At 62.2% G+C, this 19,698-nt stretch carries 14 protein-coding genes; 6 read left to right on the top strand and 8 right to left on the bottom strand.

Going from position 1 to position 19,698, the window contains the following annotated elements; all coding sequences use genetic code 11:
• From addB to trxA, 3 genes are read left to right on the top strand one after another with little or no spacing between them, the layout of a single operon-like run.
• Positions 1-2,985, top strand: coding sequence for a double-strand break repair protein AddB (addB, locus tag QHC67_RS03895; RefSeq protein ID WP_319291246.1), 2,985 nt, complete (start codon positions 1-3; stop codon positions 2,983-2,985).
• Complete coding sequence (addA, locus tag QHC67_RS03890) at positions 2,963-6,409, top strand: double-strand break repair helicase AddA (protein ID WP_319291243.1); 3,447 nt, start codon at positions 2,963-2,965, stop codon at positions 6,407-6,409. The genes addB and addA overlap by 23 nt, the downstream gene beginning before the upstream one ends.
• A gap of 60 nt (positions 6,410-6,469) precedes the next feature.
• A complete protein-coding gene (gene trxA, locus QHC67_RS03885; RefSeq protein ID WP_319291240.1) occupies positions 6,470-6,790 on the top strand; it encodes a thioredoxin in 321 nt (106 codons plus the stop codon).
• Between the two features lie 16 nt (positions 6,791-6,806).
• Here the strand turns inward: trxA and QHC67_RS03880 are convergent, their stop codons facing one another.
• The 6 genes from QHC67_RS03880 to radA all read right to left on the bottom strand — a co-directional run bounded on the left by QHC67_RS03880 (position 6,807) and on the right by radA (position 12,879).
• Positions 6,807-7,418: a glutathione S-transferase family protein gene (locus tag QHC67_RS03880; protein WP_319291238.1), complete on the bottom strand. Its 612-nt coding sequence runs from the start codon at positions 7,416-7,418 to the stop codon at positions 6,807-6,809.
• A complete protein-coding gene (locus QHC67_RS03875; RefSeq protein WP_319291235.1) occupies positions 7,412-8,203 on the bottom strand; it encodes an inositol monophosphatase family protein in 792 nt (263 codons plus the stop codon). The genes QHC67_RS03880 and QHC67_RS03875 overlap by 7 nt, the downstream gene beginning before the upstream one ends.
• A 5-nt stretch (positions 8,204-8,208) precedes the next feature.
• Positions 8,209-9,435 carry a bifunctional glutamate N-acetyltransferase/amino-acid acetyltransferase ArgJ gene (gene argJ, locus QHC67_RS03870; protein WP_319291232.1) on the bottom strand — a complete coding sequence of 409 codons (1,227 nt, stop codon included), beginning with the start codon at positions 9,433-9,435 and terminating at the stop codon, positions 8,209-8,211.
• Positions 9,436-9,483: 48 nt separating this feature from the next.
• The gene (gene aguB, locus QHC67_RS03865; RefSeq protein ID WP_319291228.1) at positions 9,484-10,332 is read right to left on the bottom strand and encodes an N-carbamoylputrescine amidase; all 849 of its coding nucleotides are present in this window, start codon (positions 10,330-10,332) and stop codon (positions 9,484-9,486) included.
• Positions 10,333-10,349: 17 nt separating this feature from the next.
• The gene (locus QHC67_RS03860) at positions 10,350-11,333 is read right to left on the bottom strand and encodes an agmatine deiminase family protein (RefSeq protein WP_319291226.1); all 984 of its coding nucleotides are present in this window, start codon (positions 11,331-11,333) and stop codon (positions 10,350-10,352) included.
• Between the two features lie 178 nt (positions 11,334-11,511).
• Positions 11,512-12,879 (bottom strand): DNA repair protein RadA, encoded by a 1,368-nt coding sequence (radA, locus tag QHC67_RS03855; RefSeq protein WP_319291222.1) that lies wholly within the window; start codon positions 12,877-12,879, stop codon positions 11,512-11,514.
• Positions 12,880-12,987: 108 nt separating this feature from the next.
• On the opposite strand from radA, the gene QHC67_RS03850 reads away from it, so the two are divergent.
• The 3 genes from QHC67_RS03850 to QHC67_RS03840 are packed head-to-tail and all read left to right on the top strand — an operon-like array spanning position 12,988 to position 16,573.
• Positions 12,988-13,692 (top strand): endonuclease/exonuclease/phosphatase family protein, encoded by a 705-nt coding sequence (locus QHC67_RS03850; RefSeq protein WP_319291220.1) that lies wholly within the window; start codon positions 12,988-12,990, stop codon positions 13,690-13,692.
• Between the two features lie 35 nt (positions 13,693-13,727).
• Entirely contained in the window at positions 13,728-16,091 is a 2,364-nt protein-coding gene (locus tag QHC67_RS03845; protein ID WP_319291218.1) for a patatin-like protein, read from the top strand.
• Positions 16,088-16,573: a hypothetical protein gene (locus QHC67_RS03840; RefSeq protein WP_319291216.1), complete on the top strand. Its 486-nt coding sequence runs from the start codon at positions 16,088-16,090 to the stop codon at positions 16,571-16,573. Before QHC67_RS03845 ends, QHC67_RS03840 begins: the two co-directional genes overlap by 4 nt.
• A 19-nt stretch (positions 16,574-16,592) precedes the next feature.
• Here the strand turns inward: QHC67_RS03840 and dnaJ are convergent, their stop codons facing one another.
• Together dnaJ and dnaK are read right to left on the bottom strand one after the other, a co-directional pair.
• The gene (gene dnaJ / locus QHC67_RS03835; protein WP_319291213.1) at positions 16,593-17,711 is read right to left on the bottom strand and encodes a molecular chaperone DnaJ; all 1,119 of its coding nucleotides are present in this window, start codon (positions 17,709-17,711) and stop codon (positions 16,593-16,595) included.
• 65 nt (positions 17,712-17,776) lie between these two features.
• On the bottom strand, positions 17,777-19,681 hold the full coding sequence (gene dnaK / locus QHC67_RS03830; protein ID WP_319291209.1) for a molecular chaperone DnaK: 1,905 nt from the start codon (positions 19,679-19,681) through the stop codon (positions 17,777-17,779).
• Between the last annotated feature and the right edge of the window lie 17 nt (positions 19,682-19,698).

Raw genomic sequence — 19,698 nt, 5'->3', positions numbered from 1 at the left:
ATGGGAGAGCGTACCAAGCCTGCCGTCTACACCATTCCGGCACATCGAGCCTTCTCCGACGCACTAGCGGCAGGAATTCTGGCCCAGCATGGACGCGATCCCATGGGGTTGGCCCGCGGCATAGTGCTAGTTCCGAACAACCGTGCTGCGCGTTCCATATCCGAAGCATTCGTCCGCCGCTCGGAAGGCGGCCTCCTGTTGCCCCGGCTTGTTCCGGTGGGCGACCCGGAACTCGATGAAACTCTCAGCAGCGCCCTAGATCCCATAGGAGCAGGCGCAGGCATTCCTCCGGCCATATCGCCCATGGAACGGCAGATGCTGCTGGCCAAGCTGGTGCAATATGCCCGCGCGCGGACGGGCCAAGCCGTGGATGCGGCAGAAGCGATTCGTCTGGCACAGGCGCTCGCCAGCACCCTGGATCAGTTGCTGATCGAGCAAGTCGACCCCCGGAAGATCCGCGATCTGGATATTGCCGGGGAGTTGTCATCTCATTGGCAAAAGTCCTTGCAACTTTTTGATATATTGCTGGATATTTGGCCGAAGATGTTGGCTGAACGTGGCATGATCGATATGGCTGATCGCCGGAACCGCCTGCTTGCTCACGTGACCAGTCGATGGTCTGAAAGCCCTCCGCCCGGCTTTATCGTTGCGGCCGGCATAGCGACCACGGCTCCGGCGATAGCAGCCCTGTTGCGTCAAGTTGCACGTATGGAACGGGGTCAGGTGGTCCTCGCTGACCTCGATCAGAACATGACGAAGGAGGAATGGGACGCCATCGGCCCGTTCCCTCCAGACCCGATCACCGGCCGCAGCCGCCGCCCGCATGAAACGCATCCGCAATTCGGATTGAAGCGCTTGCTCGATCTGATGGGCGTAGCCCGTGAAGAAGTCGCATTGTGGCGCTGGGGCGGGGGGCATGACGCACGCGCTGTTCGGAGCCGGAATATCTCCCATGCGATGCTGGTTCCTCATCTCACATCCAAGTGGCGTGATCTGGAGACTTCAGAGCGTTCGCTTGCCGGGGTAGAGGCCATGGAAGTCGCGACGCCCGCGAAGGAAGCGCAGGCGATCGCCATTGCTCTGCGCGAAGTGTTGGAGACGCCGGAACGCACTGCCGCGCTCGTCACCCCGGACCGCGCGCTTGCTACGCGGGTCGCAGCGCATCTTAAGCGCTGGGGCGTCGAGGCGGACGATTCTGCCGGGCAACCGCTTGCCCGGCTGCCGCCCGGCACGTTGCTGGTGGCTCTGGCGGAAGCGGCTGCGGAGAAGTTTGCGCCGGTTGCCTTGCTCAACCTCCTGAAGCATCCCCTGGTGATGCGGGGCGAGGCACGTCTCGATTGGCTGGAGAATGTCCGACGCCTCGATCTGCTGCTTCGCGGGCCGCGTCCGCCAGCAGGCCTTGCCGGCATCGATACGCTGATGGTCCCGCAGGACGATGATCGCCTCAAGCGCTTGCGGGCGGACGTGGCGTCATGGTGGCCAAGTGCCCGCACCTTGCTGGAGCCTATCGAAACTGTGTTCGAGTCCGGACGGGACCTTGCGTCGCTCCTGGCGGCGCTGCGGAGGACTGCTGGAGAACTCAGCGGCGATGCGGTGTGGGCTGGTCATCAGGGACATGCGGCCGCCGGTTTTTTTGCCGATATGGAAGCGGCTGCGCCATTGGGGCCGGACAATGCCGACGGAAAATCACTGCCTGCTCTGCTGGACAGGATGCTGGGGCAAATTGCGGTCCGGCCGCCTCAAGGCGGGCATCCACGGATCGCTATTCTGGGCCTCATAGAGGCGCAACTGCAGCAAGCCGATCTGATGATCCTGGGCGGGCTTAATGAAGGCACGTGGCCCGCTATCCCGGCTCCGGACCCCTGGCTTGCACCGCGCATCCGGCAGGAGCTCGGGCTGCCGGGGCTGGACAGGCGCATCGGGATATTTGCCCACGACTTTGCCAGCGGTCTCGGTGCGCCTCGCGTTCTCATCACCCGCTCGCGTCGGGATGCCAGCGCACCTGCCGTAGCCTCACGCTTCTGGTTGAGGCTGAAAGCGATGGCCGGCCCCCAATGGAAAGAGGCCGAACGATATGTGGCGCTGGGCCGCGAACTAGATAGCGCTGAGGAATATGCTCCGGCTTCTCAGCCCTCGCCAAGTCCGCCCCTGGCGCTTCGGCCCCGGAAGATCGCTGTTACCGACGTCGACAGGCTGAAGGCCGATCCCTACGCCTTCTACGCGCGCAAGATACTGGGCCTTTCCACTCTGGACCCCGTCGATGCCGACCCCAGCGCCGCCTGGCGAGGCACCGAGGTCCACCGCATCCTTCAGCATTGGGCAGAGCAGGACAAGTGTGATCCCGATCGCCTTGAGCAGCGCGCACGCGACATGCTGGCGCGTGCAGATGCGCACCCGCTGATGCGCGCATTCTGGCAACCGCGATTGCTCGCAGCAATTCACTGGATCGGTGCGCAAGTTATTGAGGATACTGCCCTTGGGCGTCGCATCGCTTTGGTTGAGGCAAGGGGGGAGGCGGCTCTCGCGGGTGTGACTATCCATGGGACTGCTGATCGGATTGATCGACTTCCTGACGGGAGTTGGGCCATCGTCGATTACAAGACCGGGAAGCCGCCGCGCGCTAAGCAGGTTCAGGCTGGCTTTGCCATGCAACTGGGGCTTCTGGGCCTCATTCTGGAGCACGGCGGCTTTGCCGACAGGAATGTCACGGGGGTCGCTGGCGAGTTCGAATATTGGTCGCTCGGGAAGAAGGGGGACAGCTTTGGCTATCGCGAGAGCCCCGCAGATCTAGCCGGAAAGCGCGGCAAGATCATAACCGCCGAGTTCACCGGAGAGGCGCTCGCCGAATTCAGCGAGGCTGCCTCCAAATGGCTGACGGGTATGGAGGCATACACGGCCAAACTTCATCCCGAAATTCCGACCTATGCCGATTACGATCAACTGATGCGGCTCGAAGAATGGTATGGGCGCGACAAGAATGTCTAGACCCGCTTCCGCTCTTCAGCCTCTGCATGGCGAGCAGGCGCTGGCCGCCGCGCCGGATAGTCACGTCTGGCTTTCTGCTTCAGCGGGAACCGGGAAAACACATGTACTTACGGCACGTGTCTACCGCCTTCTACTAAGTGGCGTCCGGCCAGAAAACATCCTCTGCCTGACCTTCACGAAAGCGGGGGCGGCGGAAATGGCGGAACGCATCCATAATCGGCTGGCGGCGTGGGTGCAGATGGACGGCCCATCGCTGGCCGCTGATCTGCGAGCCCTGGGCGAGGATTTCGCACCCGAGGCGCAGGACAATGCGCGCCGCTTGTTTGCCGAGGTGCTGGAAGCGACAGGGGGCGGGCTTCGCATTCAGACGATCCATGCTTTCTGCCAGCAACTTCTCTCCGCATTTCCGGTCGAAGCTGGGCTGATACCGGGCTTCCGTCCGCTCGAAGCGCGTGAACAATCGGAGTTGGCGCGGCTGGCGCTAGCGGAGATGGTGCTGGACGCCGAAGCGACGAACGATGCCGAACTGATGACTGGGTTGCAGGCATTGAGCCTCCGCCTGGGCGAAGGCGCCGCAGAGGCGTTCCTGACACGCTGCGCCCGCAATCACGGGGTCTTGGCAGCGTTACCCCAAGACCTTCGCGGATGGCTGTTCGAGGTGCTCGACTTGCCGACGGGTGATGTCGAGGCCGCCATTGCAGCGGGCTGCGGGGACGATGCTTTCGATATCGCCGCGCTCGCCAGGATCGCAGCTGCCAACGTCTCCTGGAACACAGCTACCGGGTTGGCCGACGCGGACAGGATCGCGCTATGGCTGGCTGCGACCACGGAAGACCGGGCGAAAAGCGTCACTGACTTGGTGAGCATATTCTGCACGGCCAAGCGTGAAGCCAAGAAGCACAAGCAGAAACTCCTCGACGCGGAATCCGATTATGCCGAACTGTGCTCGCGCCTGTCGGAGCAGTGTTATGCGCTGATCGACTTGCGTGATCGTGCGGCTTACGCCGACCTTCTCGCACGCGCACTCCATGCTGGCAGGGCCTATGCTTCGGCCTATACCGAGGCCAAGCGGCAAGCCGGGGCAGTCGACTTCGACGATCTGATAGCGCGGGCCGAGTTGCTTTTGAACGAGCCAGGAATGGGCGATTGGGTGCGCTACAAGCTCGACCAGCAGACCGATCACATCCTTGTTGATGAAGCGCAGGATACAAATTCTCAACAATGGGAGATAGTTACTGCCCTTACCGGTGAATTCTTCGCAGGGGAAGGCGCCAAGGGCAATCAGGTGCGTACCATCTTCACGGTGGGTGACTTCAAGCAGGCGATCTTCGGTTTTCAAGGAACCAGCCCGATCGCGTTCGAGCATGCCCGGCGTCGTTTTGCCGACTACGCCTTTGCGGCCCAGCACTCCTTCCATGATCTCTCACTGGATCGCAGCTTCCGTTCGACTCCAGCCGTTCTGGAAGCCGTGGATGCGACCATCGCGGCGCTTGACCGGGGCGCTCTCGGTTTCGCTTCCGACAGCGTCCGTCATGTCAGCGCAAACCGCTATCCCGGCGAAGTAATCCTGCTGAAGCCGGTTGCGGCAGGGATGACAGAGGAAGAAGATCCAGACTTCGAAGGCGAGGAAGATTGGCTCGCAGGGCAGGATCGAAAGCTGGCCGAGCGTATCGCCGAGCAGATCAGGCAGTGGCTTGCTAGACCGGTCATTCTGGAGAGCAAGGGCAGGGCGATGACGGCCGGCGACGTCATGATCCTCGTCCGCAAGCGCGGTGATCTCGCCCGATTGATCGTGGCGCGTTTGTACGAAGCGGGCGTGGCGGTCGCGGGGATCGATCGCCTGCGCCTCAATGCGCCACTCGCGGTGCGCGATCTGCTCGCTGCCCTGCGCTTTGCGGTGCAGCCGGAGGATGACCTCAATCTGGCAAACCTTCTGGTCTCACCGCTGCTCGGATGGACGCAGGAGGACCTGTTGGAGCACGCGCATTCGCGCAATGGTGCGGGCCTGTGGGCGCATTTGCGGGCGACGGTGTCCGAAGATCGGCTCGCGCCCCTTCGCGATCTGCTGGCTCGTGCGGACTTCACGACGCCCTATCGGTATCTGGAACATATTCTGTCCGGACCAATGCAGGGTCGCCACGCCCTTATTCGCCGCCTCGGCGTGGAAGCACGCGATCCCATCGAAGAACTACTGAACGCCGCGCTCGCCTTCGAGAGCGACAGTCAACCCTCGCTACAGCGCTTCGTAGATTGGTTCGACCGGGGCGACGTGGAGATCGTTCGGGATGCGGCGGCGCAGGGGAACGCCGTGCGTCTGCTGACGGTGCATGGCGCCAAGGGCTTGCAGGCGCCTGTCGTCATTCTCGCTGATGCGGCGCATGACCCGGATGCAGGCAACCGCACCGACGGCCTGGATTGGTCACTGGCCGAGGGTAAACTCCCGCTGATCGCACCGCGCAAGGCGGAACGCTTCGGCCCCATTGCGCAAGCCTTCGATGATCAGGCGGCTGCGGACCGGCAGGAGCATTGGCGGCTGCTCTATGTGGCGCTGACTCGTGCCGAAGAAAAGCTGGTGATCGCCGGATCGCTGTCCACTCGCGCAAAAGGTATCGTACCCGAGGCAAGCTGGCATTCGGCAGTCGAACGAGGAATGGCGACCCTCGGCACTGAATGGGAAGCGGATCCCCTCTGGAATGCGCGGCGGGTGTGGCGAGGAAAGGAGCAACTGTCTCCCGCCAAGCCGCAGAGAAGTGCTCCTGCGGGCCAAGCCGCGACCGCGGAGCCCGTTTGGCTGAGACAGCCAGCGCCAGTCGAAGCACGCCCTCCGCGACCGTTGGCTCCGTCGGCACCGGTTGAGGATGATACGCCTAACCCGCCGCCTACGGCCACCATGCGGAAGGCAGCGGAGCGAGGCAAATGGCTTCATGCTCTGTTCGAACGACTGCCTGCGCTGCCGGTTGGCGAGCGCCGTGCCGCTGCCGATACCTGGCTGGCAAACACGGCGCGGGTAAGCGATGCAGCCGAACGTGGAAGCATCATCGATCATGCGATTGACGTGATCGAAGGCTCCGCGTTTGCCGGGCTGTTTTCGCCCGATGCCTTGGCAGAAGCGCCTATCGCCGCTGTCGTCGGCGAAGCGGTCATCAGCGGCACTGTCGACCGGCTTTGTATCGGCAAGGACCTCATTCAGGTCGTAGACTTCAAGACCGGCAATATGGTTCCCGTCGATGCCGGGGCGGTTCCGGTCCCGCATCTGCGGCAGATGGCGGCCTATGTCGCCGCTCTCGCGGTCATTTTTCCGGACCGTCGGATCGAAGCCGGGCTACTTTATACGTCCGCGCCATGTCTGATCCTGTTGCCGGATGCTCTGCTTGCGCCTTACAAGCCCGGCTTCCAGGCTCAGCAGTACAAATTGGACATATAGCCGTTGAGGGTAGCACCTCGACACCCTAGATACGCAACAACCCACTCAAGGAGATTTCGCATGGCCACAAAGGCAGTATCCGATGCCAGCTTCCAGTCCGACGTGATCGAGAGCGGCAGACCCGTACTCGTGGACTTCTGGGCGGAATGGTGCGGCCCGTGCAAGATGATCGGCCCCGCTTTGGAGGAAATCTCTGAGGAGATGGCTGATCAACTCGACATCGTTAAGATTAACATCGACGAGAATCCTGATGCGCCGACGAAATACGGGGTGCGCGGTATTCCCACGATGATCCTGTTCAAGGGCGGCCAGATCGCCGCGACCAAGGTGGGAGCTGCGCCCAAGAGCCAGCTGAAGGGTTGGATCGAAGGCGAACTATAAGACTCGAGGGGCCTGTTTATGTCAGTGGGATCATGACCGTGCTGGCATAGGCAGGCCGCTCCACCAGCCGGTCATACCAAGCCCTGACATTAGGAACGTCAGGGCGCTTCAACTCCAATGTGAACCACGTATGGGCATATACGCCCATCGGAATGTCGCCGAGCCCGAAGTTCGCGCCGGAAAGCCAGGGACTTTCTCCTAAAGCTTGGTTCAGCCGCAGCATCATTTTCGCGGTTTCCTCTCCCGACTTCGCAATTTGGATCGCGTTGCGATCTGCCATCGGGCGGCGGATGAGATTGAGGAACGCGTCGCGTTGCGCTTCGGCAAAGGAGAACTGCCAGTCGATCCATTTGTCGCCGACTGCGCGCGCCGCGGGATCATTCGGCCAGAAGCGGTCCCGATCATAGCGCGCAGCCAGGTAGCGCAGGATGGCGTTCGATTCCCAGAGAGTTACGCCATCATCTTCAATCGTCGGAATAAGCGCGTTGGGATTGAGCGCCCGGTATTCCTCGGTCATGCCAAATTTCCCGCCAATGTCATGCCGGACGTAGGGCAGGCCGATTTCGTCAACCAGCCACACAACTTTCTTCACGTTATGCGAATTGAGGCGTCCCCAGATCGTCAGCATAATATCTTCGCCGCTAAGTCCCACATGCGCGGAGAGGCCGCGCCCAGAAGGCCACGTTTGTTGTCGCCGACGACATAAGGCGAGCCGTCACGGCGCGCGAGCTTTGCGCCCGACTCGTTCAAAAGCAACGCCCCTGCGGCATGATCCCATGGAAGCGAGCGTTCGAAGAGCGACACGTCGTTCTGACCTAGGATCAGCCGCGGATATTGCTCGGCAGCGCATCGCGGGATGTCCACCAATGTGAACTTTCCTGCGGCACGTCGGCCGATCTCAGCGCGTTGCTCGTCCGTCATGAAATAGACCGCAAGCGCGGCAATCGGCATGTCAGCGCCAGTCTCCCGGGCGCTGATTCGTTCCTCATCGATAAAAGCCCCGCCGCCAAGCGCCGCGTGACACATCCTGCCGCTTAGCGGATCGAGGATCCATCCAGCCTGGATCATGCCGTTGTCCACCAACCCGATCATGATGCCAAAAGGTGCGCGGCCAGCCGCGAAGTTCCCGGTACCGTCAATCGGGTCGATGATCCAGTTCAGTCCTTGGCCTGCCCTGTCCAGGACGGTCGGATCTGCCGCCGCCGCTTCCTCGCCAATCACACCGGCTTCAGGCAATATCCGCAAGAGGCCTTCGTGGAGGCGCAATTCGCTTTCCTTGTCCGCGATCGTCACATAATCGTCCGCCGCCTTCTCCTCGATTTCGTGGGCGGCGAGGTTCTGGTAGCGCGGGAGCACGACTTCGGCCGCCACTTCTTCCATCAGAGTGGCGACAGAACGATAGAGGGCATGCATAAGCTTCAGCTCCGGTAATCTGCGTTGATGGAAATGTAGCCGTGCGTGAGGTCGCACGTCCAAACCGTTGCCTGTCCCTCTCCTAGCCCCAGATCAACATCGATGTTGATTTCCAAACCCTTCAAATGGGCTGCGACGGGCTTTTCATCATATTCCTCCACGGCGAGGCCATCCTTGGCGACCTGAACGCCTCCGAAGCGGATAGAAAGCTTGTCCCGTTCGGCGGGTTCACCCGCTTTGCCTACAGCCATTACGACACGGCCCCAATTGGCATCTTCGCCAGCAATGGCCGTCTTGACCAGCGGCGAATTGGCGATCGAAAGCGCGATTCGATGAGCGCTGGCATCGCTGCTCGCGCCGGAGACATGCACGGCGATAAATTTCGAAGCGCCCTCGCCATCGCGCACCACGAGATGCGCAAGCTGGCGGCAGACGTCTGCCATTGCAGATGCAAAGGCATCCGCTCCGGCATCTTCAAAGCTCGTCAGCGGAGTGTTATCCGCGGTGCCGGTCGCGAACGCCAGCACCGTGTCGGATGTGGAGGTGTCGCTGTCCACGGTGATGCAGGAAAAGCTCGTCCGGTTGGCCGCCGACAAGATCGACTGAAGGAATGCGGCATCGATGGCGGCATCAGTGAACACATAGCCGAGCATTGTCGCCATATCGGGCGCGATCATGCCTGATCCCTTGACGATGCCTACAAGATTGACGGTCCGATCGCCGATCACGGCTTGCGCTACTGCAGCCTTGGCGAACGTGTCGGTCGTCATGATCGTCGCAGCGGCCTCCTGCCAGCCGCACGGTTCCGCCACGAAAGCCGCATCGAGGCCCGCCTCGGCCTTCTCCACCGGTAGGGGAACGCCGATGACGCCCGTCGAGGAAATGAATATATCGCTGGGGAGGCAACCCAGATGATTGGCGACCCGCGCCGCAATCGCCTCTACTGCGGTACGCCCCCGATGGCCTGTGAAGGCATTGCTGTTGCCGGCATTGACCACCAGCGCGCGGGCGTTGCCAAGCGGTATCGCATCGCGGCACCATTCGACTTCCGGCGAGGGGCACAGGCTCTGGGTGGTGACGCCAGCTACCGTCGTGCCCGGCGCCAGCTCCACATAGGTAAGGTCGCAGCGATCCCATGTCTTATATTGCGCCTGCGCGACGCGCAGCGTTACGCCGTCTATATCGGGCAGGTCAGGAAAAGATGCGGGAGCAAGGGGGGAGCGATCTGTCATCCCCGCGGAATAGCGCAATCGGATTACGGATCAACGTCTTTGCGTGTCTCAAATATCCTGAGCGATGCGTCCGTACAGTTCCGGCCGCCGATCGCGGAAGAAGCCCATGCCCGCCCGATGAGTACGCGCGGCATCCAGATCGACGGTCGCTACCACTGCGCCATATTCCTGGTCGCCCACATCCGCCAGATAATCGCCCCATTCATCGGTGATGAAGCTGTGCCCGTAAAAGCGCTGGCCTTCCTCGTCGCCGATCCGGTTCGCAGCGATCACCGGCATGCAGTTGCTCACGGCATGGCCCAGCATCGCCCGGCGCCACATGCGGCTCGTATCGAGGTCAGCATCATAGGGTTCTGAGCCGATCGCGGTGGGATAGAACAGCATCTCCGCACCCATGAGCGCCATTACGCGCGCGCTCTCGGGATACCATTGGTCCCAGCAGATGCCGACGCCGATCGTGCCGTACTTCGTTTCCCAAACCTTGAAGCCGGTGTTGCCGGGGCGGAAGTAATATTTCTCCTCATAGCCCGGTCCGTCCGGAATATGGCTCTTGCGATAGACGCCCATGATCTCGCCTGCGTCATCGATCATCGCGAGGCTGTTATAATAATGCTGCCCATCCCGCTCGAAAAAGCTAGTGGGAATGTAGATCTCCAGTTCCTTGGCCAACCGCCGCATCGCCAGCACCGCCGGGTGACTTTCCACCGGCTGAGCGTTCGAGAACAGCGCCTCATCCTCGACGCGGCAGAAATAAGGACCTTCAAAGAGTTCCGGAGGCAATATGATCTTCGCGCCCCGTGCCGCAGCTTTGCGCACATGCGTTTCCACGCGCGCGATATTCTCATGAATATCGTCGGTGAACGAAAGTTGCAGGGCTGCGACGGTCACTTTTGTCATCAACTGCTCCGGAGAGGTCAGGCGCTAGGCATTTGCTGGCTGGTGCAATGGAAGCTCCCGCCGCCCGCCAATATGGCGTCGCTCGGCAATCCGACAATCTCCCGGTCCGGGAAAAACTCGCCCAGCGCTTTCAATGCAGCCTGATCGTTCGGGCGGCCATAGATCGGCACGACGACCACTGCGTTGCCGATGTAGAAGTTCATGTAGCTGGCCGGTATGATGTCACCCTCGACCTTCACCAGTCCTGGGGAAGGGACGGGGACCACCTCCAGCCCATGCGCCTTCGCCCGCGCCCGTGCGTCGGCGTAGATTGCGGCGTTCGGATCGTCTGCATCCGTTGCCTCCGGCACTGCCAACAAGCCGGGCGTCACGAAACGCGCCAGATTGTCGACATGGCCGTCCGTATGGTCATTCAACAGCCCGTTGCCGAGCCAAAGCATATCGGAGAGGCCCAGGCTTCCCGCCAGCAGCGTCTCGATCTTGCCGCGATCCAGGTCGGGATTGCGATTGGGGTTGAGTAGGCACTGTTCGGTGGTCACGAACAACCCCGTGCCGTCCGTATCGACCGCGCCGCCTTCAAAAATCCACGGTGCCGTCGAGAGGGCGAGGTTCGTCTGAGCCGCGAGCCGCGCCCCTACGTCTTCGTCCCCCGCCATGACGTACTTGCCGCCCCAGCCATTGAAGCCGAAGTCCACTAATGCCCGTGTCGAGCCGTTGCTGACGCAAATCGGTCCGGTATCGCGCAGCCAGACGTCGCCGTGCTTCTCGACTTGCACGACCACATCTTCACTGACTAAGGATCGGGCGAGCGTTGCATTGAGCTCGTCGGCTGCCACCAGCCGCACCTGTTCGCCCTTGCCGCCGGCATGCACAGCGTCGGCGAAGGCCGCGATTTGCCGTTGCGCCTGTGGCAGGGTTACGGGCCATTCCGCGGCGTCGCCGGGAAAGCCGATCCAAACCCAGTCATGTGGGGCCCATTCAGCGGGCATATGAAACGTCATAAAACTAGGTCCGATGAAATGCGACAGGGCAACTTCATGCAAGGCAGGGCGCTTGCACATCAGGTCAGGAAGCTGATGCCAGCACCCAAGGCCAAGAGCAAGCAAGGTTCCACGCGTCATAAAGCTGCCGGCAAGTTTGAGCTAGTCGTTAACGTTGACCGCGATCGTTAGTCTCGATTTAGCCGCGGCCAAGCATGTGATCAACGAATTGCGCGAGGGTGCGGTAGCCGCTGACCGAGACCCCCTTGGCACCGTCCGCGACCGAGGCGGGCACCAATGCGCGCTCGAAACCGAGTTTTGCGGCTTCGCGCAGGCGCATCGGCGCGTGAGAGACCGGGCGAACCTCACCAGATAATGCGACTTCGCCGAACAACACGGCGTCCGAAGGAACGGGTTTTTCGGCAAGAGCGGAAATCAGCGCGCCCGCGACCGCCAGGTCCGCCGCCGGATCGGATACGCGATAGCCGCCGGCAATGTTGAGATAAACTTCGCAGGTGGAAAAGCTGAGGCCGCACCGTGCCTCCAGCACCGCAAGGATCATCGCGAGCCGTCCGCTGTCCCAGCCGACGACGGCGCGCCTCGGCGTGGCGCCGCTCGCCAGCCGCACTGTCAGCGCCTGTATCTCCACCAGCACCGGGCGCGTGCCCTCCAGCGCGGGGAACACCGTCGCGCCGGTCACCGACTCGTCGCGATGAGTCAGGAACAGCGCGGAAGGGTTGGTGACTTCCGCCAGGCCCTCTTCGGCCATCGAGAAGACGCCGATCTCGTCGGTGCCGCCGAAGCGGTTCTTGATGGCGCGCAGGATGCGATATTGATGGCTGCGTTCGCCCTCGAAGCTCAGCACCGTGTCGACCATATGTTCGAGGACGCGGGGGCCTGCGATGCTGCCGTCTTTCGTCACATGGCCGACTAGCACGACAGCGGTGCCGCGCTGCTTGGCGAAGCGGATCAACTCCTGCGCCGATGCGCGCACCTGACTGACCGTGCCGGGTGCACCTTCGATCAGGTCGCTGTGCATGGTCTGGATAGAGTCGATGACGAGTAGGGCGGGGGGTTCGCTCTCGCCAAGAGTGGTGAGAATGTCGCGGACCGATGTGGCGCTCGCCAATTGCACAGGTGCGCCGCCAAGGCCCAGCCGCTGTGCGCGCAGGCGGACCTGATCGGCGGCTTCCTCGCCACTGATATATGCGACGCTCAGCCCGCGTATCGCCATGCGGGCGGCGGCCTGCAGCAGCAGCGTGGATTTGCCGATGCCGGGATCACCGCCGATCAACGTGGCGGAGCCCGACACCAGCCCGCCGCCAAGAGCGCGGTCGAATTCCGCGATGCCGGTGCTGGCGCGCGGCGGCAGGGCGATGGCGCTGTCGAGGGCGACCATCTGCAACGCGCGGCCGCCGGTCTGGAGATCATGCTTCGCCGCGAAGACGGTATCGCCCGCCTCTTCATACAGGCTGTTCCATTCGCCGCAGTCGTCGCATTGCCCCTGCCAGCGCGGCGATATCGACCCGCATTGCTGACACACGAATTTGCGTTTTGCCTTGGCCACTTGTCTTTCCCGTCCGTCCATCCTCTTCATTACCAGAACATATGAGGAACGCTAGCCTCTTTGTCCGTGGCGCTGGAAACATTGACCACTCTGAGGCATTGCTGCTCCATGGGTCAGACTAAATTTCGCGTTGCCAGTTACAACATTCGCAAAGCCATAGGGACGGATCGCCGCCGAAGTCCGGAGCGGGTGCTGGAAGTGCTGTGCGAACTGGACGCTGACGTCGTCGCGCTGCAGGAAGCGGACAGGCGGTTCGGGCCGCGTCTTGCCGCCATTCCGCCGCGTCTGCTTGATAGCCACAGCCCCTATAAGGCGGTACCGCTGGATGTGCAGGTCGACAGCATGGGCTGGCATGGCAACGCCATATTGGCGCGCAAGGACGTGACGATCCCGGCGCATGACATCGTGCATCTTCCCTGCCTGGAGCCGCGGGGGGCTATCATGGCCGAGGTTGCCACCCCCGCCACTCCGGTGCGGCTGTTCGGGATGCATCTCGATCTTTCTGGGCTATGGCGGCGGCGGCAGGCAGCGGCGGTGATTCATGCGGCTGCGGCGCGAACAGCGATGCCGACTGTGCTGATGGGCGATCTTAACGAATGGAGCGCGGACCGGGGATGCCTTGCCGATTTCGCGCGGCATTACAGCTTTGCGCCGTGTGGACGCAGTTTCCATGCGCGACGGCCGGTCGCGCGTCTCGATCGCATCATGTACTGCGAGCGGCTTACGCTGATCGACTGCGGCGTGCATCTGAGCGCCGCCTCTCGCAAGGCGTCCGACCACTTGCCCATCTGGGCCGAATTCGCACTGGCCTAAGTGACAAGCCCGCCGCCTTGCGTCATGCAGGCCATATGAGGGAGAAAGAACTTCGGCTGGCGCTGGTTTGCTATGGCGGCATCAGCCTCGCCATCTACATGCACGGCATCACCAAGGAGATCTGGCATCTCGCCCGCGCTAGCCGCGATTATCATGATGGTGTCGATGAAGCGGAGGTTCCCGGCAGCTCGCGAGCCGTCTACTCGCAACTGATCGCCGCTATCGAAACGGCCACGGGTACGCGGCTGCGCATTCTGCCTGACATCATCGCGGGGGCGAGTGCAGGGGGCATTAATGGCATCTTTCTGGCGCAAGCCATTGAAACCGGGCAGTCCCTCGATCCGCTGACGGACCTGTGGATGGAATATGCCGACATCGACCGGCTGCTCGATCCGGATGCACGTCCCTCGGCCCGATTCAGCAAATTCTGGGCGTCGCCTCTGGTGTGGATGGCATCGCGGCGTCCGGCGGATGACGTGGATGAGACGGTCGCTCCGGAAACGCGCGAGGAAGTGCGGGCGAAGCTGTCGCGGTTCATCCGCTCGCGCTGGTTCGAGCCGCCATTCGGCGGCGCCGTGTTCAGCCACATGCTGCTGGATGCATTCGAGGCGATGGCGCGGGAGCCCGCCGGAATGCCCTTATTGCCTTCGGGGCATCCACTTGACCTGTTCGTGACGGTGACGGATTTCGACGGTTATGCGCAGAGCCTTGCGCTTAATAGCCCGGCGCAGGTCATCGAAACGGAGCATCGGCTTTCCCTCGGATTTTCGGCTCGGGGCCAGTCCCAAGCGGGAGCAGAACGAGCATTTGCGGATGCTGCCGAACTGGCTTTCGCGGCACGCGCGACGGCGAGCTTTCCCGGCGCGTTCCCGCCGTTCACGGTGCGAGAGTTGGATGCTGTGCTGGCGGAGCGGGATCGCGCTTGGCCGGACCGGGGGGCGTTCCTCAAGCGCGTGCTGCCGCGCCATCATGTGCTGGGGAAAGCGGAAGATGCAGTGTTGATCGACGGATCGGTGCTGGCGAACGCGCCCTTCGCGCAAGCCATTGGGGCATTGCGTGATCGGCCCTCCCGCCGCGAGGTAGACCGCCGGTTCGTCTATATCGATCCCAAACCACACAGCCGCAGCATTCGCCTGACGCGCAGCGGCGAGCCCAAGCCGCAGGCGGAGGGCGAGCCGCCGCCGCTGCCGGGTTTCTTCCGAACGATCTTCGGTGCGCTGAGCGATATTCCGCGCGAACAGCCGATCCGCGACAATCTGGAAGCCATCGAGCAACGCTCGCGGCGTATCCGGCGAATGCGCGAGATCATCGATGCTTTGCGGCCGCAGATCGAGCAGGATGTGGAAAGCAGCTTCGGCGGCACGCTGTTCCTGGACCGCCCGACGCCCGCGCGGCTTGCGGGATGGCGTGCGAAGGCACAGGCGCGGGCCGCGAACTCGGCGGGTTTTGCTTATCCTGCCTATGGTCATCTGAAGCTGTCGGGCATCGTGGATGAGATGGCCGATCTGCTGTTCCGGGTGCTGCCGGAGGAGAAGGCCCTGCAACGGGAAGCGGCGCGGCAGGCGATATGGGGACATATCCGCAGCAATGGGATCGATCAGCTTGGCGGCGATGGGCGTGCGGGCGCGGGTGAACAGGCGATCCTATTTTTTCGCGACCATGACCTGAGCTTCCGCATCCGTCGTCTCCGATTTCTGGCGAGGAGGCTGGCCGAGACGCTGGAAGTGGAGAGCGATGCCGCACCCGATGCGCTGACGGCTATTCATGACGCGATCTACGGTGGGTTGGCGATGTACCTGGAGCGGGAATCACCGGAATATTATCGCGCAGCGTTTGGCGAGCAGGAGCCGGGCGACGTGATGGCCGAACCGGACGTCGTGTTGGCGGCGCTGGCACGGGCGCGCGACCTGCGGGCCTGCGATTCAGCGGCGGAGGCGCTTTTGTCGGGGGCGTTGGGAGGGCTGCCCAAGGCGGAGCGGCGCTCTATGCTGCTCGCCTATTTGGGTTTTCCCTTCTACGACATCGCTACCTTGCCGTTGCTGCAAGGAGAGGGGCTGGACGAATATAACCCGATAAAGGTCGATCGGATTTCGCCGGAGGATTGCTCGGCCATTCGTCCCGCTGATGCTGCGGCGACCCTGCGAGGCATGGAGTTCAACAATTTCGGAGCGTTCTTCAGCCGGGCCTATCGCGAGAATGATTATCTCTGGGGAAGGCTGCATGGCGCCGAGCGACTGATCGACATCGTGCTTTCTACACTTCCGATCGGTACGCAGCTTTCGGAAGAAGAAGTGGCGCGTTACAGGAAGGCCGCATTCCACGCTATCCTGGACGAGGAAGCGCAGCGGCTGACGCTGGTGACGGATCTGATCGTCAGTCTGAGAAGGGAAATCGGGTGAGCCTGACTAGGGCGAGCGGGACCGTTATGCTTGTGCTGCTGACGGCGGCCTGTTCCCGCGCGCCCGCAGAAAACAAGGCGCAGATCGGAAATGTCGCTGCAGTTGAAGTGCCCGACGCGCCGGTGCGGAATGCTGCTGTCGTAGACAATGCGGTCACGCCGGAGGTTGCGGTCGTGACGGAAAATGCCGCCGTGCCCGACTTGCCTGCGGATGAAACAATTGCCGAAAACGCGCAGGGCGCGGTGCCGTTTCCCGACGAAGTTACCGACTTCATGGTGGCAAGGGACAGTTGCGACCATTTTCGCGGCGAGGAGCCATATGATAGCGAACGCCGGGCATATCTCGATGAGAACATACGAACCCTGTGTACGGGCACGGACGTAAAGCTGGCGGTCCTCCGTAAACGGTACGCCAAGGACGCCGACGTGATCTCGGCGCTGAAAGATTACGAAAAGACGATCGAGATGCCGCCGCAGGAGTGAGGCAGCGTCTCGGGAGGGCTTATCCCAACAGGTCCTTGAGCTTGCTGAAGAAGCCCGTCGATTGCGGGCACTCCTCGCCCGTTTCGGTTTCGCGGAAGGCTTCCAGCAGGTCCTTCTGCTTTGCGGTAAGCCGCGTCGGAGTTTCCACGTCGATCTGCACCACCATGTCGCCATGGCCGCGCCCATTCAGTACCGGCATGCCTGCTCCGCGCTGACGCAGTTGTTTGCCGGATTGGATGCCGGGTGGGATACGGATTTCGTGCCGCTCGCGGTCCAAGCCGGGCACTTCGATGGTGCCGCCCAAGGCTGCGGTCGTGAAGCTGACAGGCGCGCGGCAGAACAACGTCGTGCCTTCCCGCTCGAAAATGGCGTGCCGCTTCACATGCAGGAAAATGTAGAGATCGCCCGGAGGCGCACCACGTGCCCCGGCCTCGCCCTCACCGGTCATTCGGATACGGGTGCCTTCGTCCACGCCCGCTGGGATATTGACGGACAGCGTCTTCTGCTTGTCGACCCGGCCTTCGCCCCGGCATGAACTGCAGGGGCTTTCAATCACCTTCCCTGCGCCGTGGCAGGAAGGGCAGGTGCGTTCGACGACGAAGAAGCCCTGCTGCGCCCGAACCTGGCCGTGGCCGTTGCAAGTGCCGCAGGTCTTCGCGCCGGTGCCGGGTTTTGCGCCTGACCCGTCGCAGGTTTCGCAGGGCGCAGAGACTTCGACTGAAATATCTGTCGCCTTGCCATGATAGGCGTCTTCCAGCCCGATTTCGAGGTCGTAGCGCAGATCGGCGCCGCGCCGATTGGCCTGACGTCCGCCGCCGCCGAACCCGGATTGGCCGAAGATGGTTTCAAAAATGTCGCCAAGGTCGGAAAAGCCGCCGCCGCCGCCATTGAAACCGCCATTGCCGCCATTCTGAAAGGCCGCATGGCCGAAGCGGTCATAGGCGGCCCGCTTTTGCGGATCGTTGAGAACCGCATAGGCTTCGCTGACGGCCTTAAACTTGGTTTCGCTGTCGGTGCATCCCCCGTTCTTGTCCGGGTGATATTTCATCGCCAGCTTACGGTATGCGCTCTTGAGAGTTGCGGCGTCGGCAGTGCGATCGACTTCCAGCAATTCGTAATAGTCTGCTTCGGTGCTCATGATGCCCCCGGATGCGCTTCCCCGTCACTCCAGTTCATGCCGGAGTGACGGGTAAAGTGCACGGCTTACGCCTTGTTGTCTTCGTCTACTTCCGAGAATTCGGCGTCGACAACGCCGTCGTCGGCATTGCTGGCCGTTTCGGAACCCGGCGACGCCCCAGCCGCCTGCTCCTTCTCGTAGATCGCCTGGCCCAGCTTCATGGCCACCGTGGCGAGATCCTGTGCCTTCGTCTTCATCGTTTCGGGATCATTGCCTTCCACCGCAGTCTTGGCGGCGGCAATGGCCGTTTCTATTTCCGACTTCAGGCTCGGGTCGACCTTGTCGCCATGCTCTTCAAGCTGACGCTCGGTCGTGTGGATCAGGCTCTCGGCATTGTTCTTCGCTTCGGCTGCCTCGCGGCGCTTCTTGTCTTCCTCGGCGAACTGTTCGGCATCGCGGACCATCTGGTCGATGTCGGCATCGGACAGACCGCCCGAAGCCTGGATCTTGATCTGCTGCTCCTTGCCGGTGCCCTTGTCCTTGGCCGACACGTTGACGATGCCGTTGGCGTCGATGTCGAACGTGACTTCGATCTGCGGCACGCCGCGCGGAGCGGGCGGGATGCCGACGAGATCGAACTGGCCGAGCATCTTGTTGTCCGCCGCCATTTCACGCTCGCCCTGGAAGACGCGGATCGTAACGGCCTGCTGGTTGTCGTCCGCGGTCGAGTAGACCTGGCTCTTCTTGGCTGGGATCGTCGTGTTCCGGTCGATCATGCGCGTGAACACGCCACCCAGGGTCTCGATGCCAAGGCTAAGCGGCGTCACGTCGAGCAGCAACACGTCCTTGACGTCGCCCTGCAGCACGCCCGCCTGAATGGCCGCGCCCATGGCGACGACTTCATCAGGGTTGACGCCCGTGTGCGGGTCCTTGCCGAAGAATTCCTTCACGGCTTCGCGCACCTTGGGCATGCGAGTCATGCCGCCGACCAGCACCACTTCGCTGATGTCTGAAGCGGAGACGCCTGCGTCGGCCAGCGCCTTGCGGCACGGCTCCATCGTGCGACGGATGAGATCGGCCACGAGCTTTTCGAGGTCCGCCCGCGTGATGGTCTTCACCAGATGCTTGGGGCCGTTCTGGTCGGCAGTGATGAAGGGCAGGTTGACTTCGGTGGTCTGCGCCGAAGACAGTTCAATCTTTGCCTTTTCCGCAGCTTCCTTGAGGCGCTGCAGGGCAAGCTTGTCGCCGCGAAGGTCGATGCCTTCCTGCTTCTTGAACTCGTCCGCGAGATATTCGACGACCTTGGAGTCGAAGTCTTCGCCGCCAAGGAAGGTATCGCCGTTGGTCGACTTAACCTCGAACACGCCGTCTCCGATCTCCAGCACGGAGATGTCGAAGGTGCCGCCGCCAAGGTCATAGACCGCGATCGTCTTGCCGTCCTGCTTGTCGAGGCCATAGGCCAGCGCCGCCGCAGTCGGCTCATTGATGATGCGCAGCACTTCAAGGCCGGCGATGCGGCCTGCATCCTTGGTTGCCTGACGCTGGGCGTCATTGAAATAGGCAGGAACGGTGATGACCGCCTGTGTCACGGTTTCGCCAAGATAGCTCTCGGCGGTTTCCTTCATCTTCTGGAGAATGAAGGCGGAAACCTGAGAAGGCGAATAGTCTTCGCCACCGGCCTTGACCCATGCGTCGCCGTTCGATCCCTTTGTGATGGTGTAAGGCACCAGTTCGGTGTCCTTCTTCGTCACCGGATCGTCGAAACGACGGCCGATCAGGCGCTTGACGGCGAAAATGGTATTTTCTGGGTTGGTGACGGCCTGACGCTTTGCAGGCTGGCCGATCAGGCGCTCACCATCCTTGGTGAAGGCGACGATCGACGGCGTCGTGCGCGCGCCTTCCGAATTTTCGATCACTTTCGGCTTGCCGCCGTCCATCACAGCAACGCAGCTGTTGGTGGTGCCCAGATCGATCCCGATAACTTTAGCCATGTATGTCCTCTTTAACC

Origin of the sequence: Sphingobium sp. (genome assembly GCF_033795625.1) — a bacterium.
Taxonomy (GTDB): Bacteria; Pseudomonadota; Alphaproteobacteria; order Sphingomonadales; family Sphingomonadaceae; genus Sphingobium.
Note: the sequence above shows the minus strand (reverse complement) of the source record. Positions and strands in the feature narration are given on the sequence as shown.

What these genes read in the sequence shown, in the direction of transcription:
- dnaK (WP_319291209.1), bottom strand. Translation starts at nt 19,681, where the DNA reads ATGGCTAAAGTTATCGGGATCGATCTGGGCACCACCAACAGCTGCGTT.
- addA (WP_319291243.1), top strand. Translation starts at nt 2,963, where the DNA reads ATGGGCGCGACAAGAATGTCTAGACCCGCTTCCGCTCTTCAGCCTCTG.
- QHC67_RS03845 (WP_319291218.1), top strand. Translation starts at nt 13,728, where the DNA reads ATGAGGGAGAAAGAACTTCGGCTGGCGCTGGTTTGCTATGGCGGCATC.
- addB (WP_319291246.1), top strand. Translation starts at nt 1, where the DNA reads ATGGGAGAGCGTACCAAGCCTGCCGTCTACACCATTCCGGCACATCGA.
- dnaJ (WP_319291213.1), bottom strand. Translation starts at nt 17,711, where the DNA reads ATGAGCACCGAAGCAGACTATTACGAATTGCTGGAAGTCGATCGCACT.
- aguB (WP_319291228.1), bottom strand. Translation starts at nt 10,332, where the DNA reads ATGACAAAAGTGACCGTCGCAGCCCTGCAACTTTCGTTCACCGACGAT.
- argJ (WP_319291232.1), bottom strand. Translation starts at nt 9,435, where the DNA reads ATGACAGATCGCTCCCCCCTTGCTCCCGCATCTTTTCCTGACCTGCCC.
- QHC67_RS03850 (WP_319291220.1), top strand. Translation starts at nt 12,988, where the DNA reads ATGGGTCAGACTAAATTTCGCGTTGCCAGTTACAACATTCGCAAAGCC.
- trxA (WP_319291240.1), top strand. Translation starts at nt 6,470, where the DNA reads ATGGCCACAAAGGCAGTATCCGATGCCAGCTTCCAGTCCGACGTGATC.
- QHC67_RS03860 (WP_319291226.1), bottom strand. Translation starts at nt 11,333, where the DNA reads ATGACGTTTCATATGCCCGCTGAATGGGCCCCACATGACTGGGTTTGG.
- QHC67_RS03875 (WP_319291235.1), bottom strand. Translation starts at nt 8,203, where the DNA reads ATGCATGCCCTCTATCGTTCTGTCGCCACTCTGATGGAAGAAGTGGCG.
- QHC67_RS03880 (WP_319291238.1), bottom strand. Translation starts at nt 7,418, where the DNA reads ATGCTGACGATCTGGGGACGCCTCAATTCGCATAACGTGAAGAAAGTT.